The following is a 26,515-nucleotide window of genomic DNA, read 5'->3' on the forward strand; positions in this document are numbered from 1 at the left end:
ACAGAGAGCCGATAGCTAGTGGCGCTAGCGTCCAAACCTCAACGCATCGCCCTAAGCTGAATACCTACGCGCTGCTCCAGCGCGACCAACAGATAACGTCGGGCGGACGTCCCCCTATTGGTTATGCGGCAAATAGCGAACGCGATGTTATGCATACAGCGGGCAGACTCATCAGACATCGCTTTATTACGCAATATCCGCTGAACCTCATCCGGCGAAGCAACCGCCAACAGGCAATGTTCGGTGCAGGTCACATCTACCCACCGACCGTCATCAGTTTGATCCAATAGTTGCCAGCGTTCTGCCCCACCCACCAGGCGAATCCGTCTTTCAGACAACTCGCCATCGCGGCGGACCAAGCCATAAATGGACTCGTCTGACGCGTCAAAAGTTAAAGAGCTATCAACTTGGGGGACTAGCGCACAGGCAGTGAGCGACGTAACAGCCAGAACGACGAGAAGTGAAGCCAGGCGCTGCGACCAGAAGCTGGAACAGCGGTTGAATAAAGCAATGACATCAGGAGACATGAGCGACTTTCCTTATCGATACTGCGCTTGCATCCGAGCAAGCGTTAACAAAAAACAGCTGAACTCAATAATAGCAAGTGTCTGGCATGTCGTCTGCTGCCAAGCCGATACGGGCGCACGCACGCCTCAATACCGCATGCAGCAACGCTAGCCTCGCCGCCAAACAGCACCAGTCAACGCTGGCGGAGTCGAACGCTGAGCAGGTACAGGCTTTGCGCACTAAACACCGTAAGAGCCAACCCTAGCAAAGCCAGCGTATAAACGTGGGCAATGCCTTTACCCGTAAAAACCTCAAAAAGCCATTGAGCCCCACCAGGCTCACTACGACGCCCAACAACATGGCGAAAAGGTCACGATTATGGAAGCCATTTTTTTCTTTGAATAAGAATAAATAGCTTCATCAACATAGGCGCCATGGCGAAATGCCTTACCGAACGAGAATATTATAATCAGTATGGATAACGGCACCAGGAGCAAGTCCATGGTCGCAATCGGTAAACCGGCCAGCCTGAATAAAGGCGAGCGCCCCGAGAATGACAGCCGGACTGATAACGAATTTCTCCACCCCGCAAGCCGGTCCCATTGGCGCCCCATTCTGACAAGAGACTCGCCAAAAACCACCTCAACAAGCCAGCCAAAACATTTGCTTGGCTGGACACAGGGTATTCCTGGGCCGAAGCTGGGCTTCAGCGCCAGCTGCTAACCAGAACTCCAGGGATTTCCCGTGGATTGCACCAGCCTACCTCCTTACTTTACCAAGCCATCCTGAAGGTAGCCGCTATCCCGTGATGCTCGTCTGAGCTGGCAAATTCGCCGCGGTAACCCAGGTCGAATGACGCGCTGTCATTCAACCGCATGCTCACTGACAGACCCACACGGGCACGGTCGCGATCCAGCGCTGGACCTTGCACGGTAAAGCTGGCGCTAGGGTCGGCGGCCATGCCGGCGCTCAGTGCAGCTGGCTGATCAAGATATTCATGCACCCAGGCCAGCTCCAGCGTCGGTTCAATGCGCAGGCCGCTGTCCGTGGTGGAGGCATGTGCAAGCCGGGTACCGAGCACCGAGCGCAGTGAGTCCTGTCGGTCTCGCTCACCCTGCAAGCCCAGTCCGGCATTATCCTTTTCAACGAAGGACGAGCGGTCCACATGGGCATATTCCAACCCGGCCAACGGTGTGACGCGGACATTGTCGGTCAACGCAAAGGTGCGGCCAGCCTCTGCAGTCAGATGCCCGGTCCAGGCGTGGTAGTCGGTTTCTGCCTTGCTACCAAGGTTGCCTACCACAATCTGGCGGCTGGACTCGATGTCATGGTAGCCCAGGCCCATCACACCGCTAACATATACCTGATCCGGCAGTTGCCATTGGCCGTACAGCGCCAGTTGATAGCTATCGAGCTGCAGACTGCCTTGCGCTACATCGGCGTTGGCGCGGCTATAGCCAAAGGCTGCGCCTAATCGGTGTTGATCGGCAATCAGGGTATCTACGCCGACTGCCGTGCCTGCCGCGCTGTAATGGGCACCAAGGGCATTGCGATCGCCGTTGATTTCACCGTAACTGCCGGTGCCACGCAGCCACAAGCCCTGGCCTGTCTGCGGTTGGTTGGTATTCAGACTGGCATCTGTGCGATGGCCAGAACCGCTATCAGCGAGGGTAAGCTGGTCATTATTGGCCAGCATGGGGGTATTGCCTTGTAGGCGATCAAGCAACAGCCCTTTGAATTGATTGTCCGCTTGCAGGGCAATCAGGTTGCTGTAGTTATGTTGTACGCCGCTGAGGGAATCATAGGCACGATTGGCGCCACTGCCGGTCAGCGTGTTCAGTTCGTCCAGGAGATCTTCGACGGCGCTAGGGTCGTTATCGAACAACTCATCCAGGGCCGAGCCGACCGAGCCCTGGTTAGGGCTGTCTGCGACCGAGGCATAGTCGGAATCATTGCGCCTCAAGTTCAGTAATACGGCGTTGGCATCGTAGGACAGGGTAGGTGTCAGAAAGGCCAGACTGGAGCTGATGTCATTGAAGCTTGTACCGTTTAAACCACCCGCCGCAGTGAGGATGGTGTAGTTGGTGTTGATCATATAACTGCCTGCTTCGGGCAGCACCATGACCGAGCCGTTGGTCAGGTTTGCGCTCCCCGTGACGTTGATCAGGTCGGTGTTGCCAGCGGCATCCACTTCCACCTGATAGACACCACCGCTGCTGAAGTCCAGATCACCATTTACATTGAGCGTGCCGATGGAGTTGCCTGGCATGAGGGTGCCACCGTTGAGGCTGACGTTGCCTACCGTGCCACTGCCACCCAGGCCCGCGCCGATATTGATCGTCGTCCTTGAGTTGGCAATCGAACCATTGACCACCAGTAACCCATTGTTAACGTTGGTATCGCCGGTATAGGTGTTGATGCCCGTCAGGGTCAGGGTACCGGTGCCGGTTTTACTGAAGCGGCCGCCGGCTGCACTGGATATCACACCGCTGAACAGGGTGCTGGTATTGTCACCGCCGGAGGTCAAATGATAGTTACCCAGTCCATTCTGAAGAAATACCCGTCCATTGCCGGCCAATGAGCCAATATTCAGATCGCTACTGAGCCCCAGTATGCCGTCGGTGTTAACCGTAACCGCACCATTGTTGCCTAAAGCGGACAGGTGATTAGCAACAAGTCGGCCGCCGTTAATTGTAGTACTACCGGTATAGGTGTTCTCAGCCCTGAGTACCTGAGAGCCCGGGCCGTTGACAATAATGTTGCCTGTGCCTGAGATAACCGCGTCATTAATTGGAATATTGCCATAAGAACTGGTGTTGATGGTCAAGGTATTGGCATTGAGCAAGACCTTGCCGCCTGCATCTATCAAAAGGTAGCCAAGCGTTTCATCACTGAGCAACTCAAGCTCGCCAGCACCCGTCACGATGAATGAGTCACCAATCGCATTGCCACCCGAGACGGCCAGGCGGCCCTCGTTGATGGCTACCTGGCCTAATCCGGTTTGCGTACTGGTGCCACTCAAGGTCAGGGTGGCGGAGCCGTTTTTTACCAGCACCTGACTGAAGGTGGTGTCGGTATGACCGGCAAAATCACCGGCATAAGTGGCATCGACCGTTTGATTGATGGTCAGGGTTGAGTCGCCGGTATCACCGGTATCGATAACACCGCCTACCCCGGATAGGTTCGCGACCGTCTGGTCAAAATTATTCAAATCGAAAGTGCCGCCGTTGACGGTCAGATCGCCGGTATTCAAAAGGCGATTGTCAGCGCCTAGCTGTAATCTTCCGTCGTAGATCTCGGTACCACCGGTATAGGTATTGCTGCCCAGCAGGGTTACCGACCCTGCACCGGTTTTAGACAGGCTGCCGTTGCCGCTGAGAACGACATCAATGAGGGCATTGACGCCGCTGGCGGCACGAATATCTGCCCCGCTGTCAGCAAGTACGATGGTGCCATTATTGTTGCTGTCCTCCAGCAAGTAGCCATCCGTGGCGAATTGCAAGCCCTGTACGGTGTGGGAGCCGTCAACCTCAACCGTCCCTGCGGCACCAGAGAAAACAGCGGTAAGATCGCTCCAGGCATCATTAGTGTCACCGGATGGGTTGGTCCAATTCGTGTCGCTAGCCGACCAGACCCCATTCCCGCCATCAGGCACTGCATTTGCCGTGGTTTGACTGCCATCCCAGTATTGCAGGCCGGTAAAGTCAGCAATCAGAGCAACCTCGCCTGCTGTGGCGGTATCAACGCGGTAGTTGTACCCCGCCAATAACCCCTCACCCAATGTGAGGAGATTGTCGGTCAGACTGCCGCCATAGTTGAACAGGGTATAGCTGCCGGTATCACCCGCGGTTACAGCAAAATCAAAACCGCCCAGGTCGGTGATATTGAGGATGCCATCCAGGGTGAGATCACCTGTCACGGTGATCAGGTCACTATCAACTCCCGCTATGCCTGTGGGGGAATCCAGCTCAAAGTCGAGGACTGAGGCGTTATTCAGCTGTAACTCACCGAGGGTCAAGTTGCCGGGTGAGTTGCCGGCAGCCAGGCGGCCACCATCGCTGACCGTGACGCTGCCGGCGATACTGCCGCTGCCACCCAGACTGGCACCGCTGGCCACGCTGACACTGCTGCTGCCGGTGGCGCTGCCTGACAGGTTATTGACCTTGAGGGTGCCGCCGATGACCCGCGTACTGCCGCTGTAACTGCTGCTGCCGGTCAGGTTTGTGAGGCCGGAATAGAGTTCAACCTCGCCATTGCCGGCGATGTCAGTGGCAAAGGTGTAATCGCTGCCGGTGTGGTTGAAGACGATCTTGCTGTTGTCAGAGCCGAAGGTTACCCGGTCTGCCGATAAGGTCCCGGCGGTCACGGCACTGTTGCCGGCAGCCGCACCGATATTCAGCGTGCCGGTTGCAGTGGACGAGCCCAGGAGCACGCCGCCGTTGGCGGCGGTCGCGGTAACACTGCCATCGTTGCTGATGGTCAGCGTACCGGCATGGCTATCGCCGACATTGATTGCGCTGGAATTCAAGCTTGAACCGCTGCCATCCACACTGATACGGCTGGCGCCATCGGCACCCGAAATAAAGCTGTTGGTATTGCTGACAAGGCCGCCATTGTTTATGGCCAGTTCACCGTGTTCGACACGAAAGTCGCCAATATCGATGTTGCTGCCGGTCAGACCCAGCGTGCCCGTGCCCCGCTTGATGAGGTTGTGGTCGCTGATGTTACCGCTAAAGACGGAGTTGTCAGACCGGTTGAAGACCACAGTGCCAATATCCGTTTGGCTACCCATGATATTGCCGGTAATGCTGCCGCTGAAACCACCGTCACCAATCGACAGCGTGGCTCCTGAGGTGTTGTAGGTGCCGCCAGAATAGCTGTTATTACCGGTCAGGATAAGGGCGCTTGAGCCGGTTTGAGTAAGACTACCGCTACCACTGATGATGCCGCTGTATGTGATGGCATCTGCGCGATTGAATACCAGGGAGGCGTTATTGACGATATTGCCAAGCACGCTGCCTGTCGTACCTCCGGCGCCAATGGAGAGTGTTCCGCTATTGATCGTGGTGCCACCGCTGTACGTATTGATACCGCCCAGAATCAAGGTGCCGTTGCCGAGTTTTCTCAGCTCGCCAGTGCCGGAAACCGCCCCGGCAAAGCTGCCGTCCGTGGTCTGATTGAAGGCCAGCGTGGCGTTGTTGACGATGTTGCCTTGCAGGCTGCGGGTGTTGCCCAGCAGGGTACCGGCGCTGATGGTCCAGGGGATAGGGGTATTGGCATCACCGGTCAGGCTCCAAGTACTGGTGCCGGTCTTCTCGAAGAACTCGAAACCCTGGTATTGCGCCGTGCTGCCGATCTGGCTGATATCAAAGCTGCTGTTGCTGCTGCCGCCCAGGGCCAAGGTATCACCGGTACCGCTGCTTGTGCCGCTGCTGCTGACCACGTTGCCGGTGATGCTGTAACCCTGCTCCAGTGTCAGCCTGTTGTTACCGTCAGACAACTCTATGGCGTTGGCGCGCGCGCTGCCATCGGCGGCAAGACCGCCGCTGATGCTGCCAGTGGTCGTGATGGTGCTGGCCCCTTTGACGTTGACACCGACCCCACCCTGGCCAGGTGTGCCCGGGCTGGGGAAAGGACCAGTGCCAACACCGCCAACACCACCTTCGCCACCACTTATCGCGCCATTGTTGTCGAGAGAGATAAAAGTACCGCTAACGCCCACCCCGCCATCACCGCCGCTGCGCCCGCTGCCGAGGCCCATGCCGCCTGCGCCACCGCTGCCGCCACGTATCACCCCGCTGTTGTTAAGCGCAAAAAACAAGCCGTTAACCGCCTCAGCGCCGTGGCCACCATTGGCACCGTTGCCCGCGTTACCGCCGGCACCACCGCTTATCGTGCCTTGGTTGATGAGTGTCGTACCCTGTGCAAGGATCGCCTCCCCACCATGGCCGCCATTACCGCCAACGGCGCTATCTCCAACGCCACCGTTGCCGCCGGCGCCCCCGCGCATCAGGCCGCTGTTGTTGATCGTGGAGCCGCTACCAACCAGCCATGGCCCAAACGCCGCGCCGACGTGACTCCAATCCTGCGCGTCGACAGCTAACCAGCCATTTTCACCATTGCCGCCGCTGGGGTTGCCGGGTGTACCTGAGCTACCATTGTTGCCGTTACCGCCACGCAGGGTGGCTGCGGCCATTACATTGAGGGTGCCAAGTCTGAAGGCTCGGATTGCCTCAGCGCTGCCAACGAGGTTGGTCGGTTGGTTACCGTCACCCACCTGCAAGATGCCATTCAGCAGTTGCCATTGCTGTGCGGGGCCGCTGCCTGTCAGCGTCCATGTGCTGCTGTCCGTCTTCATTAATTCCATGAAGCCAAAATATTGTTTGTCGATCAGGCTGGTGTCGAAGCTGGCATCCTGGCTCCCACCTAAATACAAGGCATCGCCACCATTAGTGGAACCACTATGGCTAACCACGTTGCCGGTGAAGCTGTAGCCGTCATGGAGTGTCAGGCTGTTGCCGCCCCCGGAAAAGTCCACAGCGTTGGCGCGTGTGACACCGTCTCCGGACAAGCCGCCGCTGATGCTGCCACGGCTGGTGATAAGACTATTACCGGTACTTAGGATGCCTGCACCGCCCAAGCCGTTGTTACCGAGAGTACCCGCAGGGCCCAGTGTGCCGATAACGTTCAGGCCTCCCGGACCGCCAATATTACCGGGCCCGCCATTGCCACCGGAGATGCTGCCGGTATTGGTGAGCGTGAACCCCTGTCCATCTACGCCCGCACCACCATAACCGCCATTGCCGCCGTTACCGCCATTGCCAGGCAGACCAGCGAAGCCAGCTTGGCCATTAGGAGCATTGCCTGGGCTGGGTGCATTGGAGCCACCCGGGCCGCCTGCACCACCGATACTACCGAATCCGCCAATGCTGCCAGCACCACCGTTGCCAGCATCGCCGCCGAGGATGGCGCCACTATTGCTCAGGATGAAATCTGTCCCGGCAACACCCGCACCGCCGTTGCCACCTGCACCACCGTTGCCAGCGTTGCCGCCGTTACCACCGTTGCCACCGTCTCCGCCGGGCAGGCCCATAGTGCCGGTGCCACCACCCGCGTCGCCGTTGCCGCCATTGCTGCCGTTACCTCCGGCTCCGCCGTTGCCCCCATCTTTTCCGTTGCCGCCCGAGATACCGCCGCTACTGATGAGCGTATAGCCCGCGCCGCTGACACCCGCGCCGCCGCTACCGCCATTACCACCGTTACCGCTGTTGCCACCGCTGCCGCCGTCGCCGCCGTCGCCACCATCTGTGTTATCACTACCGCTGCCACCGTTACCAGCGTTACTGGCGTTACCACCAGTGCTGGCTTCACCCCCTGCAATATTGCCAATATTGATGAGAGTGAAGTTGGTTCCGTCCAGCCCTGCGCCGCCATCGCCACCGTTACCAGCATCACCACTGGTGCCACCCCTGCCTCCGACGCTGGCCGCACCGTTGCCGCCTTGGCCTGAGTTACCAGCGCTGCTGGCGGTGCCGCCAAGGATGTTGCCACTATTCTCATTGGTAAGAATGAACCCCTCACCCTGGACGCCCAAGCCACCGGTACCACCGGCGCCACCATTACCGCTGCGGGTGCCGTTTGCGATCATTGCGTCAGTGGAGGAGGGAATGCCTGGCAGACCGTTTCCGCCGTTACCGCCAGTGCCCCCGGCGCCCCCCTCAATACTGAAGCTGTTTGTTTCTGCCTGACCGGCGAAGTAGACCTTCCCTGCGCCCGCGCTGCCACCGGCAGTACCGGATGTGCTGACTAAGCCTGGGCCAAGGGGCGTGCCGTCCGTACCGGCCGTACCGTTTGCGCCGCAGATTTGTTTGATATCTGGAATACAGGTCGCTGCCATTGCTGGTGTGACCATGACCGCGAGGGTTGGCAGCATTAACGCGGTACATAACTGCAGATAAAGTGTGGCTCGGCGAAACTGAGGGACTAGGGTAAGGCTGACTCCCGCTTGGCGGCCTCGGCAGCGTCCCTTCACTGCACTCTTGGCCAGTTCACTTACTACCACCCAGAGACCACGGGTAGCGTTCCAGATAACGCGGTGAAGTCGGTTCATGCCAGTTCCATTTGCCAAGAATGATGAGTGCGGACGGCATGCAGCGTGCAGTGCTATGCCATAGTAGAGCGACAATACTTAGGCGCGGCGCGGGGCACTATCCGATTTCCGCAAGGCGAAGACAGGAAGCGTGTTGTTAGCGGGTAGGTGAGCGATTTAAGAGGCGAGAGTTGCCGAGGGTGACTCGGCGAAGATCTTTTTGTAATCAACGGAAAAGCGACCGATGTGTAGAAAGCCGAAACGCATGGCCACGGTGGTGACGGAGGTGCTGTGCGGGTCAGCAGCGCGCAGCGTTGCGCGGGCCCGATTCAGGCGGCAGAGACGCAGGTATGCCAGCGGCGACATCTCAACGTAGGCACGAAAAGCATATTGCAGGCTGCGTTCAGAGACGCCAATAACACGGCAGATATCAACTACGGTGGGCACCACGTCCAGCTCTAGATGATCAGCAATAAAGGCACGCGCCAACCGGTAAACGGTAAAGGCCTGGACGCGCTCTGTGAGTGGCGGATGAGCTGTATTTTGCGCTGCAGCGGCGGTAATGTGCGCAATACTGTGCAGGAGCAAATTGTCGTCCACAGAGCCTGAAGGGGAGCGCAGACTATCAGCCATCAGCAGCCACTGATTAATCAGGGTTTTCAGGGCGCTTTGTTGTACTGCCTGGAACAATTGCAGCTGTTCTGGCGTGCACTCCCACTGTTCGGGGCTGAGGGTACGCAAAGCGTCAAGTAATGCATCCTGCTTCAGACTGACATAGGCTGTCTGCACGCCCGTTGGAACGTAAATATCAAACTCGGTCTGCTCCGGCATGAAGAACATGGTGGCTGCAGAACTGGTGCCTAGCTGGGAAAAGCGAAACCCCGGATCAAACGTGCAACAGGAAACGGTACAGAAATTAGCCGGGGTAATACCGAGTTTTTGTATAGGCGCTAGCTGGCGTTCGCGCACGATCTGCTGATCGCCAAGGTCAAGGCAGTCAACCGTCGATAGCTGTAAGCCGCGCCCCAGCTGAAAACACTCCATGTTAGCCCAAGGCTGTATATCAGCCTGCCGGGCTGCATCGTAAATGCTTACCGATTGCAGGACGGAGTCGCTGATACCTTTGGAGCTGCCCGCGTCCGAGTTAAACAAAGCCTATTCCTTCAGCTAGGTTAATATTGACTGCCCAAGCCAATAAATTCTTTTTTTCACTATACACGCCGACCTGGATTCAAGGTAATTCAGATCCTCCATCCGCGTGCTAGATTTTGTTAAAGCCTTTGACTGCTGCGAACTGTCTTGTTGCCATCTGTTTCGAAGTTAACGCCAAGACGATGCCGCGTAAAAATAGTGCACTTATTTATGGGGCACAATTTTCTATCAGGTCGGCTCGCCTCGAATCATTCGCCATCGCTGTGGATTGAAGCACGCTCGCCGTCATCAACTTGCCCTCTCAACCCTGAATACCGGAGAGCAAACTACCAAAGCTGTAATACGGTCTGTGTGCACGGTGCGATTTATGCGCTTGCTTTGCGCTATACTGCGCCGATCTAGCCAGGTTGGGTGTTCTATGAAAGTGTGCGGTGTTGATATAAACAGTAACGATGTGAATGTGTGCTTGTTGTCCCTGTCGGACGAGATTTTTGAACTGCCGGATTTTCGTTCACGGCGTTTGACCTTGTCGAATATCAATAGCACCAGCGAGCTGCGCTATTTCCAGCAGACTTTTGCCAAGTTGATGCACGATTATCAGGTGGACAAAGTGGTGATACGCCAACGCCCCATGAAAGGTAAATTTGCGGGTGGTGCGGTAGGCTTCAAGCTGGAAGCGGCCATCGAGCTGATTGAGGACCTTGATGTAGTGATCATGTCAACGACTGATATCAAGGACTCCTTGAAGCGCAATCCGGTGCAGGTCACTTACGCCGACACGGGGCTCAAGGCTTACCAGGAAGTCGCCTTCAATACGGCTTATTCCTTTTTGATGAAAGACAAGTTCGCCGCCTGAGGCAAAGATCGCCAGGTTGCCACCATCAGTTTTGCAAAAAGGCGCACTGCGCCTTTTTTGTTGCCTGAAACGCAGGCATCGCATTAAGCACGGAGGTACGAAAAGGCGGAGTTATAGCCAGCAGGCTACCCTACTCTGCTTTCCAGCTGACCGGGTATAACATCTCTTCCCGATAACCACTCAGCACACGGCGCAGGCCAGTGAGTTGCTGGTCCAGTTCTGCATCGCCGCTGTCGACCAGAAAGGGTCGACCATCCAGGGTTTTGAGTTTGGTTTTGGTCGCGACGACCAGCAGATTGTCGATGCCGACGGCACGGACTACACGCGGCGACAACTGCTGATTACCACGCCCAAGAATATGGCCCTGACCGCCAATAGCGGTAACCAGAATACGCCAGTCGCCGCCCTGCTCCAGCAAGGCCCATAATTGCTGCTCGGTCGCGTCTTGCAGCACCAGCTCGCCGTTACGCAGCACGTCTATTCCAAGCAAGGTGCCCTGCAGCCCCATGGCTTCCAGCAGGCCAAGGTTGGTTGAACCGGGCCCTAAAATCCAGCCGGTGTCGTCGTCCTGCTCTTCCTGCAGCCACGCAGCGATGTCGTCCAGCACCATGGTTTCGACTTCACGCCCGCCCTGCTTCACCTGCTGCACAAAGCGCCCTTCTTCAGGCACTGACAGCTCGCCGTAATGGCGGGTTTTAACTTGGCCTTGGCGAAAGGCATTTTCATCAATATCGCGCACGTCGGCTTCACGCAGACGTACCAGATCGCCCTTGATTAGCAGCGCGACCAGCTCACCTGCGGCTCGCGGGTTTACAGCGTACACGCCGGAGTGAATCTTGACCCCAGCCGGAATGCCCAGCACCAGCTGACTGCTGCTGATCTGATTACAGATATTACGCGCGGTACCGTCACCGCCCGCAAACAGCAGCAAATCTATGCCGGTTTTTTGCAGGGCAGCTGCGCAGCGTTCGGTGTCTTCGGCACAGGTCTGGTTAGGCTCGCTCAACTCACCAACCACCTGATGCGTAAAACCCAGCTCGGCAAGCAAATTGCTCCCCATGGCGCCCGGGGCGGCAAATAGCTGCAGTTGATCGCGCAGCGGCAGCAACAGCTCTAGCGCTTGCGCCACCCGACGCTGCGCCTGCGGTAGCACACCTTGAGCCAGCGCCTGTTCTGCCACGCCATCAGACCCTTTGAGCGCGGCTTGCCCACCCACACCGGCCAGTGGATTGATGATGAGCCCTAACCTGAAACCTGATTGCATGCCCTGTGCCCGTTCTTGTATCCAGTGAATATGTTGTTGCTGGTTGGCGCTTGTCTCCCGTTGTTACCCTGGAGACCAACGCGCTGTCACAAAGTCGTCATGGCATTGCCATATCCTGCCCTGAGCTGGTCGCCGGGAGGGGGATCAGCGTACTCAGCGACACCACAATGGGAGAAAACCATGAGTGTACATGCCTTGCAGACATGCCGTGAAAGTGCCGAAATTATGATCCATCCGTCGTCCTGCACGGGTGGCTTTCTGCTTGATGAACAGGGCCGTGAAATTGCCATTACCGAGCAAATGATTCAACACGCCTGTAACGAACTTGAGCGCCAGTGGGTACCAGCGCCCCGCCAAGCTAGCCACTGAAGCCCGCCGCTAACCAATGCGCCGGCAGGTCGCCCGCGCCCTGCCAAGCCAATTGCAGATGTGAGCACTCCCGCCGCAGCGGGTAGTGCTTGCGCAGCTGATCAAACACCTTGGCTATCTGGTCAACCGGTAACCCTGCCATGGCGGCGCGAAAGCGCGCGTCATCATCGCGAACGTCATAAACCCAGCGCAGTGCCCGGTCCAGCGACCAGTCTGTTGGCGTCTGCTCATTCACAACAATAGTCGCCAAGCCCGCTGTGGGCGCCAGCTCGCTCAAGGCCAGAGTGGCTGGCAACTGAAAATGCGCGCAAAACGCCTGATATATCTGCTCGGTACCGCGCAGTTTGCCGTCCAGGCTGTAGCCCGCAACATGGGGCGTGGCCAGCGCGCATTGGGCGGCCAGCGCCAGATCTACCTGCGGCTCGTGCTCCCAGACATCCAACGCCACCTGCAGATCAGGGCGCTGCAGCAAGAGGGCCGCCAGCGCCTGATTATCAATCACCGGACCACGGCTACTGTTGATTAGCCAGGTACCCTGCGCCAGCCTGGCCAGACGCTCGGCGTTCAACAGATGCTTGGTCGCGTGCGGACCTTGATGCTCTAGCGGCACATGACAACTGATCACATCCGCTTGCGCCAGCAGCTCATCCAGACTCACAAAGCCACTCTCACCACGCTCGGCGCGCGGCGGATCACACAGCAGGCAGTCCACGCCGAGTGCTGTCAGGGTGTTTGCCAGGCGGCTACCCACCTGCCCCACGCCAATGATGCCGACGCGCTGCGAGCGCCAGGCTTTGCCGGTGCGTTCAGAGAAGGTCAACAGACAGCTGAGAACGTACTCGACTACGCCGCGCGCATTGCAACCGGGTGCGCTGGATACAGCGATACCCGCCGCCTGCAGACCGGGCAGATCAAGGTGATCGGTGCCGATGGTACAGGTTCCAACAAAGCGCACCGGTGTGCCCGCTAGCAGCGCGGGATCCACGCGGGTAACCGAGCGCACCAGCAAGGCATCGGCCTGCATCAGATGTGCGCGGCAAATCTCGCGCCCTGGGTGGGTCGTTATCTCCGCTTGCTTGGCAAAGAACGCGCCCAGCAGAGGGATATTTTCGTCGGCAACAATACGCATGCAGGGCTTCCGAGATTAAGAGTGTAGGAGCATTGTCAGCGGTGCTCGACGGGCTGTCCAGCCGGGCTGCCTTAGCCGATCAACAAAGTAGCTGAATAGGCTTGCACTGATTCGGTGACGCTGCTTTACTGGCAACAACAGGCCCAACTGAGGCTTGCAGCCAGACCCATTATTAAAAGCGTTACCCGAAGGGTAATAGCCCTTCCTTTGCAGGACCTGCCTGAGTCAACGGACACCCCGCACACCGCCCATTGTGCTCGCCCCGAGACTGTCCTCACCACCCTGTCGCCATAACCACAAGCAAATTTGTCTGCACCGGACGATGCCTTGGCGCCTTTCGTTTCTTTCGGCGTTTTGCCAATAACTGCCCTGTATGACGCGCCGCAGTGAGCGCGTCCAGCCAATAGCGGAGACAGGGAATATGAAACCAGAACATCAAGTAGTTGAAGCGCTAGGCCAGTTCCTTATACAGACTCACTACTATGCCAGCCCTGCACCGCGGGGCACTGTCATTCTGGTGAATGGCTCGCTGGCGACCATGGCCGCGTTCGCCCAGACCGTTCGCTTTCTGCAGCCACACTTCAACGTTGTGCTCTTTGACGAGCCTTATTCCGGCGAGTCCAAGCATTACAACGCCAATCAGCGGCCGATCACCAAGGAACAGGAAGCAGGTATATTGCTGGAGCTGATCGCGCACTTTGGCGCCGACCACATGCTATCGTTTTCCTGGGGTGGTGCATCGGCTCTGCTCGCTCTGGCAAAGCGTCCGCCAACCATGCGCAAGGCGGTGGTAATGGCCTTTTCGCCGTTGATCAACCGAGCTATGCGTAGCTACCTTGAAACCGGCATCAACCTGTTACTCAACTGCGAGCGCCGCAAGCTGGGCATGCTGCTGAACGAGACCATCGGCGAACACCTGCCCTCACTGGTCAAGCGCTACAACTTTCGCCACATCATTAGTCTGCACGAGCATGAGTATCAGCAGATGGCTTTTCATGTTAGCCAGATACTGACGCAGGATACCCGTTGCTATCTGACCGGCAGTGCCGACATCAAAGTGCCGCTGCTGTTCGTTAATGGTGATCTGGATCGTTATACCTGCCCGGAGGACGCGCGGCATTTCAGCCGCCATGTGCGTCACTGCGAGTATGCGACGGTCACCGGCGCCGGACACTTCCTGGACATGGAAAACAAGGACGCCTGGACGCAAACCCGTGACGCGGTGCTCGACTTCATGACCGACAGGGAATGGCGTGCAGAGCACACAGACAACGAGGTGCTAGCACCCTTGCGGCTGACGGGCGCGAACCGCCACAAGTTGGGTTTGGTATAAACACCTATGATGCCTGCCTGGCGGTATCAGCCAGTCAGGCGCGGCCAAGGCTATCGACGGTCAGCACGGCACCAGGACGATAAAACGCCAATAGCGCATCGACGAAACGGGCTGGCCGCTCATGCAAACCACTCTCAAGATAGCTCACTGCCTGCGCATGCACCCTGGTGCGGAACGGCGTTGGGTCGGTCGCCTCACCGCTGAGGTTATCGGTACTCACATCAAAGCGGTGCCCGGCTGCCGCGCAGAACAACCATTCCAAGGCCTGCGGCTTCACTTCTACCTGCTCGAATGCACCTTGCTGATCTGCGCTGCGGCCATCGGGCGCATACCAATAGCCAAAGTCGGCCAACAGCCGTCGCTGCGGCCCAGCCACGCACCAATGCGCTACTTCATGTAGCGCGCTGCGAAAATAATCGTGGGTAAAACGTATGCGGTGAAAACCAGACTCATCATCTGCCGGCAGATATTCGGGCTCAGGATAACCGCCCACCAGTCGGGTGTTGAAATCAACCGCAAAGCAGCGGTCAAACAGGGTTACAAGATCGTCGCAATGGTACTGCATTGGCTGGTAGACAATATCTGGCAAGTTGATAGGATGAACCGCTTTTTCTGAAGGCAATCTTGGTAATGATCAGCAGACCACCTCGCTTTAACGGGCCGCGCATTGTAGCAGAACTGCGGGCGCTGATTGTGCTCGTGCTGCCGATTGTCGCCGCTCAGCTTGCCAACACCCTGCTGGGCTTTATCGACACCGCCATGGCGGGGCGCGTCAGTCCCGAGGCCTTGGCTGCTGTCGCCTTGGGCAACTCCTTCTGGATCCCTACTCTGCTGTTTCTCACCGGCGTGATGATGATCATCACCTCCAAAGTGGCGGCCAGCAACGGCTCTGGCCGCCTGGCCGATACCGGCCCCATGGTGCGCCAGGGAGCCTGGCTGGGCTTGTTCATTGGCTTGGCCTGCGCGGTATTTCTGAATCTGACGCGACCAATTCTGGTTGCCATGGATATTGGTGAGCAGCTTATTCCGGTCACCCTGGACTACCTGTTGGCGATCTCCCTGGGGTTTCCTGCCGTTGGCATGATGCTGGCGTTACGCGGGCTGACCGATGGGCTGTCCAATACCAAACCGGCCATGCTGGTTGGCTTTATCGGCCTGGCCATCAACGTGCCCGCCAACTATATCCTGGTGTACGGCAAACTCGGCATGCCGGCCATGGGCGCGGTGGGTTGTGGCGTGGCTACGGCCTTGGTGATGTGGGCGATGCTGATATGCCTGCTGATCCACATCAAGCGATCACCCACCTACCGCGAATGCGGCCTTTTCGAGCGCTTTGACTGGCCCAAGGGACGCACGCTGGGCCAGCTGTTCGGCCTGGGCTTTCCTATCGGCATAGCGCTCTTTGCCGAAACCAGCATGTTTTGCGTGATCGCCCTGCTGATTGGCGGCATGGGCGCTATCGTGGTGGCCAGCCATCAGGTCGCTATCAATTTTTCTTCGCTGGCCTTTATGGTGCCCTTCAGTCTGGGGCTGGCGATTACCGTGCGGGTTGGCCACAACCTGGGCCGCAACGGGGCGCGGGCGGCATTGTTTGCCGCCAAGGTCGGCACTGTGGTGGCGCTCGGCTTTGCGACCATAGCTGCTGGCGGTATGTATCTTTTTGCCGAGCAGATTCCGCTGCTGTATACCCAGGACGCGGAAGTCATCGCGCTGGCCGCCAGCCTTTTTGTGCTGGCCGCGCTCTATCAGTTCTCCGATGCGGTTCAGGTCGCCTGTGCGGGTGCCTTACGCGGCTTTCAGGACACACGCCTACCGATGTTGCTAACCATGATTGCTTACTGGCTGATTGGCCTACCTGCCGGTTATCTACTGGGCATCAGTGATCTGCTCGGCCCGCCACGCGGTCCGGCGGGCTTCTGGATGGGGCTGATTATTGGTTTGAGCAGCGCCGCGCTCTTCCTGGGCCTACGGCTGGCTGTCGTCGGCAAGCGCGAGAAACTGCGCCCACCGCGCCCACCCTATTCGCCAAGCCACCCGACCCACTGACCCGGTCACAGCAGGCATGGCATACTGAGCCCATGTCTGCCCTACCAACCCGCGCCACCCTTGCCCTATTGCTATCCCTGCTATTGACGCTGGCGGGCTGTCAGCGTGCGCCCGAGGCGCAGCAGCAGATGAGCAATTATCTTGATCGTGTGGCGCGAGTGTTGCAGCAGGACTGGCAGCCTTTTGTCCCCGACCAGCTCGCCCTATACCGTTTTCCAGCTCGCCGCGAACGGATGATAACCATCGCACCACTGCGTATTGGCCTGCTCGACCTGATTGTGGATACCAATGACTGTCGGCTGCTGCAGCAACGCATCAGCGAGCGCAATAGCGTGCTCGGCAAGGTCATGCCCTGGAGCCATCGGCTCGCCTACGACGGCGAATTGTTGCGCGCGCTGGACCAGTGTACTGCCCTGCTCGCACAACGGGACGAACAGCCGGAGCTGCGCGAACAACTGATCGCGATCGCAGAAAACAAAGGTGCCAACCTGCCAGCGACCTACTGGAATGCGTTGAATGCCAGCGAAGAGTTTGAACACTATCTGCGCTTTGCTGATCAACCACTCCCGGTGAGCAGTAGTCCGTTAAGCGATCAAGCAGCGGTTGCGGCGCTGAATGAGCTGGCAAAAATAGGCGTTGCACTGCCGCAACGCTTACCACCCGATAGAGCGCACCTTGATAGCCTGCTGCAGGCGCTGCAGCTAAGTCAGCGCAGCGGCCAACTGATCACCAGCCTGGCACAAACCACGCACGGCCTGCGCCAGGCCACACAGATGCTGCAGGCGACCGAACCGCGCCTGCTCTGCCCCATGCAGGCACCTTCGGCCAAATCAAAAATACTGCTGAATGTCTTTGTGCTGTTTTATGCTGGTGAGATTCAGCCCTACCTGGCGCAAATACAACGCGTAGGACAGCCCTGGGCTAATGCCGTTATTGCCCTGCGTGCGGTAGCGGGCATACCGCCAGCAACAGCGAGCGCGCTGGACCGGCTTGCCGGGAGCTCAAACAGTCTTTGGGAGCAGTATCAGCAGGCACTGGCAGAGCACACGCAAGCCTGGCAAGACCTGCTCGGCGCCTGTCAGTCGCAGCCGGGACAAAGCGGTTGGCAGGTACCGGCTGAGAGCTGAATGCGCCATGCTTCAAACTAACAATAGCGTTAGTCCGCTCTGACGTTCTGGTACAGCATCAGCCGAGAGGTTTCATGCAGCCCGCGCGTCAGTTGCTCGAGGCGCTGAAACTCCTCAGGATGCTGATCAGCTACATCCGTCAGTGGCGTCTGCGAGGCAAGATCGTGCAGAGTAGGCTGACTACCATCATGCTGCATCTGCAACAGAAAGTCCTTGGTCACCCCACCAATCAGCGGAAAGGTGCCCTCACGCAGCACCAGCGGCACCACTCGCTCACCTTCCGGCGCTGGCTGCTGAATATCACGCCCCATGGCGCCGTTACGAAACTCTACGCCCACCATACCAAGCACTGTAGGCAGCAAATCGGCCAGCCCCACAGCTTGCTCTATCACTTTTGGCTCAAGCAGTTTGGGTGCGTGAATCAACATGGGTACGTTATTGCTCTCCAACCCCAGCTTCTCAAAGGCAGGCGGCATATGCGGGATCTGACTGATACGGGTATTGTGGTCGCCAAACATCACAAAAATGGTGTTGTCGTACCAGCCGCCCTGCTGAGCGATCTCCATCAAACGTCCAATATTGAAATCCAGCAAGCGCGCAGCGTTGTACTGTGCCACGCTGCGCGAACCCGCGTTCTGAACCGTTTCCAGCGGTAGATCAAGCACTTCAAACCCGTCGTTCTGCGCCGGAATGGTAAAGGGCCGATGATTGCCCGCCGTCTGGATATAAGCGAAGAACGGTTTGCCTTGCGCTTGATTACGCAGGATGCGGTCGCTTTCCTTGAACAGATCAAGGTCAGAAATACCCCAGACGTCGACCATGGGCGAGCGCCAATCGCGCTCCTCGAACAGGCGAACATCATCAATACTCTGGCGAACCAGCGCGTTCATATTCGCCCAGCCGGAGTTACCGCCAATCATGTAGTACTTGTCGTAGCCCGGTAACGCATTGATCAGGCTGTGCTGTCGGGTAATCAGGGGATTACGTGTTGCGGTTTCATCGCGCGAAACGTCAGGCACGCCGGAGATACTCGCCCAAACTGTTTTTGCTGTACCCGTCACCGGAACGTAGAAGTTCTGGAAGAACCAGCTTTGCTTGGCCAGTCGATCAATATTAGGCGTCGGGTTCAGCGGATTGCCATAGGCTCCCACGGCGCTGGTGCCCAGCGATTCGAGCATGATAAACACCACGTTCGGCGGCTGACTAGCGGCAACGGCATAGGGCTGGGGACTTTGATGACGAACAAAATTCAGGCTCTGCGCATCAGGCTGGCTCACGCCAAGATACCGACTGACCACCTCATAATGCGCTGCCACCTGCGCTCGGTCGAACGGCTCATGCGGTACCTGCAGAGTATCGTAGAGGAAGATAACGGGGTTCAGGCCCAGGGCTGAAACACGGTTATCACCCGAGAAAAAAGCGTCGCTCCAGCGCAGTGGCACCGGATTTTCCAGGTTGATGCTGTCGAAACGGCCCAGTATTGCCAGGAACACCAGCACCACCATCAGCGAGCTTCCCCAGACCAGGGAGAAGCGATTGATAGGTTTGGCAGTGCGGTCCAGCGTTACCCGCTCAAGGCGCAGCAGCAACCACCAAATCAGGGCTGTCGCCAGCAGCCATCCAAGGGTAATCCAGATCACCGGATAAGTTTGCCAGACCATATCGGTCGAAATCTGCGCGTCCTCAAAAAAACGCAGCACCGTCGCATTGATGCGTACACCCAGATAGGCGTAGTGACCAAAATCAAAGATGTAAACCAGAAGTACAGCGCCCAGCGCCAACACTAGATAGATCCGCGCCAGCCAGCGCATGGCGCGCGAACGCGTGAGATTCCACTTTGGCAGCCAGGCGAGCAAGGCAACCGGCAACATAAGCAGAATCGCCAACCGAAGGTCGAAGCGTAAGCCTATACCCAGGGTTTCAGGTACGGCCTCAATCTCGCCAAGTGCACCAAAGTCAAACCCCGAGAACCCCACAAAGAAAGCAGCGCGCAACACTGCCAAGACACAAAACAGAAGCGCTACTGCACCAAGCCAATAGTGCAAACGCCGCGAGTGAAGCCAACCCATGATTCCTAACCCCAAACTCTCAAAGAGTGAAAATTGTTAAACGTGTTACACCGCGTCATCCCGGTTGCGATGACAGCGCGTCACGGCGCTTAGCCGACCCGTTACGCCAAAGCCTGCTAATTGCATAGCCGATCAATGCAAAGCAGCTATACAGCGCAATAAAGGGATCGATCAGGTAATCCCAATAGTTGGTAGCCGATTTGAGTCCCACGCTGAAAGCCAGGGTAGCCAGCGCGAGCATGCAGGCGCCGAGTCGGTTTTGTAGCGCCAGCAGCGCAAGGGTAAGCAGACCGACAAACAAAATCAGCGGCCGCGGCTGGTAGCCCAGACGATAGGGATCCAGGTAGGAAAGTCCCATGGTCGCCGGATACAGAAAGAGTGCGAGGCAGGCCATGACCGCCACAATCTGCAGGGTCTTCGCCCTTGGCTGGCGTGGGGCAAACCCTGTGCGTACGGCAGTCCAGTAGGCCAAAGCCACCAATGAGGTGATCGCCAGGTCTCCGGTAAAACTACGCATATAGTCAGCCAACGACAGCCCTGCTATGGGTATATAACCGATAGCCAGAAACACCAACAGACGAACGCGCTGCAACCCTGGGCTGAGACCAAAGCCAGGCGTAAGCAGGAACACGAATAAGCCGAAGGTCAGTTGCGCCTGCCAAAGGTCAGCGATCATAGCTGCGCCTCCAACCATGAATCATTGAAGCTGACGTGCTTGATGAAGGTGTTATTCCAGGAGTAGACCAGATGATAAAGCCCATCCGAGCTCTTGATGAAGTATGGGTATTCATACTCGAAGTCGCAGCCATGCATAGAACAGACGCGTTGATCGAGATTGGCTAAAAAATCACTGAGCAGTCCTATACGCCGCGGCCCACTGGACGATTGAAATTTGTCGCCGATGATGTCGCTATACACCTCCCGGCTGAACGGATTGCCCAGTGGGTCGGGCGACTCATCCAGATCAATAACCGGCTTCCAGAAGCTCAAACCCTCGTCGCTTCCCATCAGCCGGAGTCGGAAGCGACCATCCTCCAGATCGTTCAAGGCAACCAGCAGGCCGTCGTTCGGTGTAGCTATCGCAGCCAGTGACGAGTTGGGGTTGGCAGGTTCAATCGGATAGGGCTCACTCCAACTCTGGCCAGCATCCTCAGTACGGCTGGCGAGTACCTTATGGTGAGTCTCACCGGCATAACGTAACAGCGCTAGTGCCCCATACTCGCTGGTTGGCACTACTGTCGGTTGCAGCGAGTGCTTGCCTTTGCTGATGCGACTTTTATCAAGCACCTCACCGTCCGGGCTGATGTACAGATACTCGGCAAACTTGCCAAGGAACTCGTGGTAAACCGGCAGCCCTATAGTACCGTCGCGGTGAAACACGGGGGCGTTACGCACGAGCGTACTGATATTAAGGAAAGGGGTGGTAACCAGCTGCTTGGGTGGGGACCAATTTTCACCAAAGTCATCAGAGTACATGGCGTTAATCGCACTGCCCGCCCAGCCCCCGATGGAAACTGACACATAAAAAAGCCACAGTCGATCATCAGGTGCCAGCGCAATAACCGGATTACCCAACTTGCGTATGTGCCTTTGAATAGCAGTGCTAGTCGACTCCCGTGTGGCGAGTATCAGCTCCGGCCCCCACTCACCCGCGATTGCGTCGTAACGCGACGCTCTGATTTGGACATCGGCTGCGCCTTCTCGCGAGCCAGCAAACCAGACAGACATCAACGCGCCTGAAGGTAACGACGTCACCGACGACGCGTGCACAAACTCGTCAAGATCCGACGAAGCGAAACGGCTACGATAAAAGGGTGCCTGTACATCAACAGCAGTCCCCTTTTCTGACGGTAAGGCCATCGCAAAACCAGGGACAGACCGACTGGGATGAAGCCACCAAGCGGAGCCAAAAATGGCAAAGACCACAAGTACAGTCAAGCACTTGCTCAACAAACTAAACGTATGCGCACGCATTGAAGAAGCCATGTTCGAAGAAGAATTCCGTACATCCCTGTGATACAAGACGCACCAGAAACAACCCTCAATAACGAGAGGCTGGGTCAACAGTCGTGGGTAGCTGGATTGTTATTAGCGTCCAACTCGGCTCTATAAGACCGGCGGATAGCGCCAGAGAACAGGTACGGCCGACATCAGGATCATGTTCGAACAACATCACGCGTGCAACTGAGCAGGTTACAGCCTGAAGCTGGCCACAGCGCTCACTCACGCCGGATAATTCACCTGCGACGCCTCTAGAATAGTATATACAGACCAAACAAGAGCTTTCAGCGGTAAACATCCACGCAACATTTAGTCAACAGTTCGCTGCGTACTGATACCTGTTAGGGAGCGAGCACAGGCCTAAGGACCGGCGTCAGAGGATAGCCTGGCTGACGGGAATGATAACTATAGAATCCTGCAAAGGGGGCAATGGCGTCCCGCTAGCCCGCTTTGCGAATCTGGTAGTGATACACCCCGGCTATCTCACTCTGCTCGATCAGCTCATGCCCAAGAAAGGCACAAAATTTGGGAATATCACGCTGGGTTGACGGGTCCGTCGCCAGCACCTGCAACAACTCGCCCACGGCTATATCGCGAATGGCATTGTGCAGCATCATCACCGGCTCCGGGCACATTAGCCCTTGGGTATCCAGTACGGCTGGGGTGGTCTGTTCAGTCATGATCAAGGCCCGGTTGAGAAAAAACGATTATCCAGAATTCAGTTGGCGCTTGCCAGACGCGCGCGCAAAGCCAACACTTAGAGATGATAAACCAACACCCGCCACAGTAAGGGATGATGAATGATCAAAGTGTTGATTGAACGTGTCATTGCAGAAGGACTGGAAAAACCCTATGAAGAGGTTGCCCGCAAGGTATTGGCAGCGGCGATCCAGTCACCCGGCTTTATCTCCGGCGAATCGTTTCGTGACCTGGAGCAACCCAACCATCGCATCATTACCGTGACCTGGCAGAACCGCCACTCATGGGAACGTTGGGAAAACTCCGAAGCGCGCCGCGACAGTATCGGCGCGTTCGCTCCCATCCTGCTGGAAGAAGAGCGGATCACGCTACTCGAACCGCTCTAGCAACTATTTAGCCCCAACCAGCGTCAGTAGCCACGTGGTGCAGCACGCACGTGGCAGGTGACCTCTTCACGGTCGGAATACAGCTGCTTGCAGGATATTTCTGCCTTGATGCCCGCCTCATCCAGCGCATCCTGGATGTGCTCCAAGCATTGCATGGTTTCCTGATAGCGGCGTTTCATCGGCAGTTTGAAGTTGATGATGACTTCGCGGCACAGGCGTTGGCCAATCCACTTGGATACCAGCGCGCTGCTGCGGGCGGGCTTGTCGACAATATCGCAGACCATCCAGTCGACCATATACTTGGGCTTGTACATATAGCCGTCGGCTTGAATGTGCTCAACCTGTCCGCTATCCATCAGCTTGCGATCCATGGGGCCGTTATCAACGGCGATCACGTTCATCAAACGGTTGACCAACTGCCAGGTCCAACCACCGGGCGCAGCGCCCAGGTCAACCGCTGTCATGCCGGCCTTCAGGCGGCTATCCCAATCGTCACGCGGAATGAAGTGATGCCAGGCCTCTTCCAGCTTGAGCGTCGAGCGACTGGGGGCATCCTTGGGTACGCGAAAACGGGGAATCCCCATTGGCCAAGGCGCCGCATTATCCGCCCAAGACCAACCCACAAAAATGCGCTGCCCGCTCTCAAAGCACAGGTGCAGGCGCGGCAGGTCAGTCTTGTTGGGACGCACAAAGCGAGTCTTGGTTAGCGAGCGCTCAAGTGGCGCGCGCAACTTTTTAGTCAAAGCCGCAAGCGCCTTGCCGTCGTTGGTGTCGGCGGTCTCCAGCCACAACTCTGAGGCAATCGGGCCCTGCGCGCAGGCGGTAATGATCGGGGTGATGCGATCCTCGGGATCGACATCCAGCCAGCTGCCCACTGCCCACTGACGGGCGAAAATAAGATGACTGAAGCGAATGGCGCGCATCAGTTGCTCGGCATCCCCCGCCTCCGGGCAGACGAAGCGCACCAGGGCGGCACCATTCTGCGCTATGGGATAACCGGCAATACCCTGCTCGGCTGCCAGCTCCTGCATTTCTGCAGCGGCTTCCCCTTCAAAACCTGGACGACAATGTAGCAACAATTCCTGCATGACCCGCTCCCGCTCGATGACCGGCCGCTACTCTACAGGGTGCGCGGGAAGGGTTGAAGCATCCCAAGGCAGATCCTGTCGATTTTGTGGTACTGCTCGCCCGTAGGCTCATCATGATTATGAGCGCTACTAATGATCACATGTAAAAAAGTTCACTTTTTCTCAATCACCACAGATGCCTAAAATGCCCATCTTTCTTAGCCACAGACAAGACCTCTGAGCTTTATTGCCCGTGAAGCTGCAAAGCAGAGTCAGGGATCACCTCAGGTATCAGGACAACAGATCGCGATGAATACAGAATTTACATTTACCATTAAAAGCACTTTATTCGACGAGAGTTACCAGCCCGCCGACGATACGCGCATCACTACCAACTTCGCCAACCTGGCCAGAGGGGCAAGCCGCCAGCAGAATCTGCGCAACACGCTCGCCATGATCAACAACCGTTTTAATGCATTGGCGCAGTGGGATAACCCCAAGGGCGATCGTTACGCGGTGGAACTTGAGATTATTTCTGTCGAAATGGCTATCAATGCGCAAGACGAGGGCGTTAACTTTCCTGCAATAGAGATACTGAAAACCCACATTATTGACAGAAAAACCGACAAACGCTTTGAAGGCATCGTCGGCAACAACTTTTCCTCTTACGTGCGGGACTACGATTTCAGTGTACTGCTACTTGAGCACAACAAAGAGCAAACCGCGTTCAGCGTGCCCGAAAACTTTGGGGACCTGCACGGCAAGCTTTTCAAGCATTTCGTCAATTCAAGCGCCTACAAGCAGCACTTCAGCAAGCCGCCGGTTATCTGTCTCAGCGTCTCGGACAACAAGATATACCAACGCACGGAAAACCAGCATCCGATTCTGGGCTTCGAATACCAGCCCAATGAATCGTCGCTGACGGAGCTGTACTTCCAGAAAATGGGCCTGCAGGTTCGCTACTTCATGCCGCCAAATAGCGCTGCCCCGTTGGCATTTTATTACGTCGGCGACCTGCTCAACGATTATACCGGCCTCGAACTAATCAGCACTATCAGCACGATGGAGACCTTCCAAAAGATCTATCGCCCCGAAATTTACAACGCGAACGCGGCGGCGGGACAACACTACCAACCCAACCTGAAGAATCAGGATCACTCGCTCACTCAAATCGTTTATGACCGTCAGGAACGCGGCCAACTGGCAATTGAGCAGGGTCGTTTTGCGCAAGAGCATTTTATCAAGCCATACCAACGCGTTCTTGAGCAATGGTCTGCCAGCCACGTTAACTAACTCAGATAAGAGCCCATTTCTTATGAAAAAATTACTCCCTACCTCGACCGCTGGCAGCTTGCCCAAACCGGCCTGGCTGGCACAACCCGAGACACTTTGGTCACCCTGGAAATTACAAGATCAGGAATTGATCGAGGGTAAACAGGATGCATTGCGCATCTCGTTGCAGGAACAGCTACAGGCCGGCATCGACATCGTCAGCGATGGCGAGCAAACGCGACAGCACTTTGTCACGACCTTTATTGAACATCTCGACGGTGTTGATTTCGAGAAGCGTGAGACGGTCAGAATTCGTGATCGCTATGATGCCAGCGTACCCACGGTGGTGGGTGCTGTCGCTCGGCAAAAGCCCGTTTTTGTGGAGGACGCCAGGTTTCTGCGTGCGCAAACCAGTCAGCCCATCAAGTGGGCTCTGCCAGGCCCCATGACGATGATCGACACGCTGTTCGACGCCCACTATAAAAGCCGCGAGAAACTGGCCTGGGAGTTTGCCAAGATCCTCAATCAGGAAGCCAGAGAACTGGAAGCTGCTGGTGTGGATATCATCCAGTTTGATGAACCCGCCTTTAACGTGTTCTTTGATGAGGTAAACGATTGGGGCATCGCCACCCTGGAAAGAGCCATCGAAGGCCTCAAGTGCGAAACCGCCGTACATATCTGTTACGGCTACGGTATCAAAGCCAATACTGACTGGAAAAAGACGCTGGGCTCCGAGTGGCGCCAATACGAAGAAGCCTTCCCTAAACTGCAAAAGTCCAATATCGACCTGATCTCACTGGAATGTCATAACTCCCAAGTGCCGATGGATCTCCTCGAGCTCATTCGAGGTAAAAAAGTGATGGTAGGTGCCATTGATGTGGCAACGGACATTATCGAGACACCAGAGCAAGTCGCCAGTACGCTGCGAAAAGCACTTCAATTTGTAGATGCAGACAAGCTCTACCCCTGCACTAATTGCGGCATGGCACCTTTATCTCGCTCAGTCGCAAGGGGCAAGCTGAATGCGCTAAGTGCAGGCGCCGAGATCATACGAAAGGAACTCGTGAACCAGCCCAGTTAGCATCGCAAGTGATGAATTGGGGGGCTGTCTGAGACTAGTGTGCCTGACCAGGCTGAAGTGGTCGATAT

Annotated in this window: 19 protein-coding genes; 8 read left to right on the forward strand and 11 right to left on the reverse strand. The window is 56.9% G+C overall.

Annotated elements, in window-relative coordinates:
* Positions 1–38: 38 nt before the first annotated feature.
* The 3 genes from EF096_RS10125 to EF096_RS10135 all read right to left on the reverse strand — a co-directional run bounded on the left by EF096_RS10125 (position 39) and on the right by EF096_RS10135 (position 9,748).
* Positions 39–527, reverse strand: coding sequence for a hypothetical protein (locus EF096_RS10125; protein WP_123889501.1), 489 nt, complete (start codon positions 525–527; stop codon positions 39–41).
* Positions 528–1,279: 752 nt separating this feature from the next.
* Positions 1,280–8,617 (reverse strand): autotransporter-associated beta strand repeat-containing protein, encoded by a 7,338-nt coding sequence (locus tag EF096_RS10130; protein WP_123889502.1) that lies wholly within the window; start codon positions 8,615–8,617, stop codon positions 1,280–1,282.
* 156 nt (positions 8,618–8,773) lie between these two features.
* Positions 8,774–9,748: a helix-turn-helix domain-containing protein gene (locus EF096_RS10135; RefSeq protein ID WP_123889503.1), complete on the reverse strand. Its 975-nt coding sequence runs from the start codon at positions 9,746–9,748 to the stop codon at positions 8,774–8,776.
* Positions 9,749–10,166: 418 nt separating this feature from the next.
* Here EF096_RS10135 and EF096_RS10140 point away from each other — a divergent pair, with 418 nt between their 5' ends.
* Complete coding sequence (locus EF096_RS10140; RefSeq protein ID WP_123889504.1) at positions 10,167–10,604, forward strand: DUF3010 family protein; 438 nt, start codon at positions 10,167–10,169, stop codon at positions 10,602–10,604.
* 130 nt (positions 10,605–10,734) lie between these two features.
* Here EF096_RS10140 and EF096_RS10145 read toward each other — a convergent pair whose 3' ends face one another.
* The gene (locus EF096_RS10145; protein WP_123889505.1) at positions 10,735–11,868 is read right to left on the reverse strand and encodes an ATP-NAD kinase family protein; all 1,134 of its coding nucleotides are present in this window, start codon (positions 11,866–11,868) and stop codon (positions 10,735–10,737) included.
* 180 nt (positions 11,869–12,048) lie between these two features.
* On the opposite strand from EF096_RS10145, the gene EF096_RS10150 reads away from it, so the two are divergent.
* On the forward strand, positions 12,049–12,237 hold the full coding sequence (locus EF096_RS10150) for a PA1571 family protein (protein WP_123889506.1): 189 nt from the start codon (positions 12,049–12,051) through the stop codon (positions 12,235–12,237).
* Here the strand turns inward: EF096_RS10150 and pdxB are convergent.
* Entirely contained in the window at positions 12,227–13,366 is a 1,140-nt protein-coding gene (gene pdxB, locus EF096_RS10155) for a 4-phosphoerythronate dehydrogenase PdxB (protein WP_123889507.1), read from the reverse strand. The two genes, EF096_RS10150 and pdxB, sit on opposite strands and share 11 nt — an antisense overlap.
* Before the next feature lie 421 nt (positions 13,367–13,787).
* Between pdxB and EF096_RS10160 the strand changes: the two genes are divergently transcribed.
* Positions 13,788–14,699 carry an alpha/beta fold hydrolase gene (locus EF096_RS10160; protein WP_123889508.1) on the forward strand — a complete coding sequence of 304 codons (912 nt, stop codon included), beginning with the start codon at positions 13,788–13,790 and terminating at the stop codon, positions 14,697–14,699.
* A gap of 34 nt (positions 14,700–14,733) precedes the next feature.
* On the opposite strand, the gene EF096_RS10165 is transcribed toward EF096_RS10160, so the two are convergent.
* The gene (locus EF096_RS10165; protein WP_123889509.1) at positions 14,734–15,264 is read right to left on the reverse strand and encodes an elongation factor P hydroxylase; all 531 of its coding nucleotides are present in this window, start codon (positions 15,262–15,264) and stop codon (positions 14,734–14,736) included.
* Positions 15,265–15,329: 65 nt separating this feature from the next.
* Between EF096_RS10165 and EF096_RS10170 the strand changes: the two genes are divergently transcribed.
* Both EF096_RS10170 and EF096_RS10175 read left to right on the forward strand, forming a co-directional pair.
* A complete protein-coding gene (locus EF096_RS10170; protein ID WP_123889510.1) occupies positions 15,330–16,745 on the forward strand; it encodes an MATE family efflux transporter in 1,416 nt (471 codons plus the stop codon).
* 32 nt (positions 16,746–16,777) lie between these two features.
* Complete coding sequence (locus EF096_RS10175) at positions 16,778–17,872, forward strand: DUF3080 family protein (protein ID WP_123889511.1); 1,095 nt, start codon at positions 16,778–16,780, stop codon at positions 17,870–17,872.
* Between the two features lie 29 nt (positions 17,873–17,901).
* Here the strand turns inward: EF096_RS10175 and EF096_RS10180 are convergent, their stop codons facing one another.
* The 4 genes from EF096_RS10180 to tusA form a co-directional block, all read right to left on the reverse strand.
* Entirely contained in the window at positions 17,902–19,941 is a 2,040-nt protein-coding gene (locus tag EF096_RS10180) for an LTA synthase family protein (RefSeq protein WP_123889512.1), read from the reverse strand.
* 55 nt (positions 19,942–19,996) lie between these two features.
* Positions 19,997–20,617, reverse strand: coding sequence for a hypothetical protein (locus EF096_RS10185; RefSeq protein ID WP_220469239.1), 621 nt, complete (start codon positions 20,615–20,617; stop codon positions 19,997–19,999).
* Positions 20,614–21,891 (reverse strand): sialidase family protein, encoded by a 1,278-nt coding sequence (locus tag EF096_RS10190; RefSeq protein ID WP_372237888.1) that lies wholly within the window; start codon positions 21,889–21,891, stop codon positions 20,614–20,616. The genes EF096_RS10185 and EF096_RS10190 overlap by 4 nt, the downstream gene beginning before the upstream one ends.
* Before the next feature lie 491 nt (positions 21,892–22,382).
* On the reverse strand, positions 22,383–22,622 hold the full coding sequence (gene tusA, locus EF096_RS10195; RefSeq protein ID WP_123889514.1) for a sulfurtransferase TusA: 240 nt from the start codon (positions 22,620–22,622) through the stop codon (positions 22,383–22,385).
* Positions 22,623–22,742: 120 nt separating this feature from the next.
* On the opposite strand from tusA, the gene EF096_RS10200 reads away from it, so the two are divergent.
* Complete coding sequence (locus EF096_RS10200) at positions 22,743–23,027, forward strand: antibiotic biosynthesis monooxygenase family protein (RefSeq protein WP_123889515.1); 285 nt, start codon at positions 22,743–22,745, stop codon at positions 23,025–23,027.
* A gap of 23 nt (positions 23,028–23,050) precedes the next feature.
* Here the strand turns inward: EF096_RS10200 and rlmM are convergent, their stop codons facing one another.
* Entirely contained in the window at positions 23,051–24,115 is a 1,065-nt protein-coding gene (rlmM, locus tag EF096_RS10205) for a 23S rRNA (cytidine(2498)-2'-O)-methyltransferase RlmM (protein WP_123889516.1), read from the reverse strand.
* A gap of 288 nt (positions 24,116–24,403) precedes the next feature.
* Between rlmM and EF096_RS10210 the strand changes: the two genes are divergently transcribed.
* Together EF096_RS10210 and EF096_RS10215 are read left to right on the forward strand one after the other, a co-directional pair.
* Entirely contained in the window at positions 24,404–25,387 is a 984-nt protein-coding gene (locus EF096_RS10210) for a DUF1852 domain-containing protein (protein ID WP_123889517.1), read from the forward strand.
* Positions 25,388–25,409: 22 nt separating this feature from the next.
* The gene (locus EF096_RS10215; protein WP_123889518.1) at positions 25,410–26,447 is read left to right on the forward strand and encodes a methionine synthase; all 1,038 of its coding nucleotides are present in this window, start codon (positions 25,410–25,412) and stop codon (positions 26,445–26,447) included.
* The last annotated feature ends 68 nt before the right edge of the window (positions 26,448–26,515 follow it).

It is taken from the genome of Pseudomonas neustonica (genome assembly GCF_003797945.1).
In the GTDB taxonomy this organism is placed as follows: domain Bacteria; phylum Pseudomonadota; class Gammaproteobacteria; order Pseudomonadales; family Pseudomonadaceae; genus Halopseudomonas; species Halopseudomonas neustonica.

Excerpts from the sequence above, each read along its gene's own strand:
- pdxB (WP_123889507.1), bottom strand. The coding sequence starts at position 13,366 with ATGCGTATTGTTGCCGACGAAAATATCCCTCTGCTGGGCGCGTTCTTT.
- EF096_RS10200 (WP_123889515.1), top strand. The coding sequence starts at position 22,743 with ATGATCAAAGTGTTGATTGAACGTGTCATTGCAGAAGGACTGGAAAAA.
- EF096_RS10140 (WP_123889504.1), top strand. The coding sequence starts at position 10,167 with ATGAAAGTGTGCGGTGTTGATATAAACAGTAACGATGTGAATGTGTGC.
- EF096_RS10165 (WP_123889509.1), bottom strand. The coding sequence starts at position 15,264 with ATGCAGTACCATTGCGACGATCTTGTAACCCTGTTTGACCGCTGCTTT.
- EF096_RS10170 (WP_123889510.1), top strand. The coding sequence starts at position 15,330 with ATGATCAGCAGACCACCTCGCTTTAACGGGCCGCGCATTGTAGCAGAA.
- EF096_RS10145 (WP_123889505.1), bottom strand. The coding sequence starts at position 11,868 with ATGCAATCAGGTTTCAGGTTAGGGCTCATCATCAATCCACTGGCCGGT.
- EF096_RS10185 (WP_220469239.1), bottom strand. The coding sequence starts at position 20,617 with ATGATCGCTGACCTTTGGCAGGCGCAACTGACCTTCGGCTTATTCGTG.
- EF096_RS10150 (WP_123889506.1), top strand. The coding sequence starts at position 12,049 with ATGAGTGTACATGCCTTGCAGACATGCCGTGAAAGTGCCGAAATTATG.
- EF096_RS10210 (WP_123889517.1), top strand. The coding sequence starts at position 24,404 with ATGAATACAGAATTTACATTTACCATTAAAAGCACTTTATTCGACGAG.
- EF096_RS10125 (WP_123889501.1), bottom strand. The coding sequence starts at position 527 with ATGTCTCCTGATGTCATTGCTTTATTCAACCGCTGTTCCAGCTTCTGG.
- EF096_RS10160 (WP_123889508.1), top strand. The coding sequence starts at position 13,788 with ATGAAACCAGAACATCAAGTAGTTGAAGCGCTAGGCCAGTTCCTTATA.
- EF096_RS10180 (WP_123889512.1), bottom strand. The coding sequence starts at position 19,941 with ATGGGTTGGCTTCACTCGCGGCGTTTGCACTATTGGCTTGGTGCAGTA.
- EF096_RS10175 (WP_123889511.1), top strand. The coding sequence starts at position 16,778 with ATGTCTGCCCTACCAACCCGCGCCACCCTTGCCCTATTGCTATCCCTG.
- EF096_RS10215 (WP_123889518.1), top strand. The coding sequence starts at position 25,410 with ATGAAAAAATTACTCCCTACCTCGACCGCTGGCAGCTTGCCCAAACCG.
- EF096_RS10130 (WP_123889502.1), bottom strand. The coding sequence starts at position 8,617 with ATGAACCGACTTCACCGCGTTATCTGGAACGCTACCCGTGGTCTCTGG.
- rlmM (WP_123889516.1), bottom strand. The coding sequence starts at position 24,115 with ATGCAGGAATTGTTGCTACATTGTCGTCCAGGTTTTGAAGGGGAAGCC.
- tusA (WP_123889514.1), bottom strand. The coding sequence starts at position 22,622 with ATGACTGAACAGACCACCCCAGCCGTACTGGATACCCAAGGGCTAATG.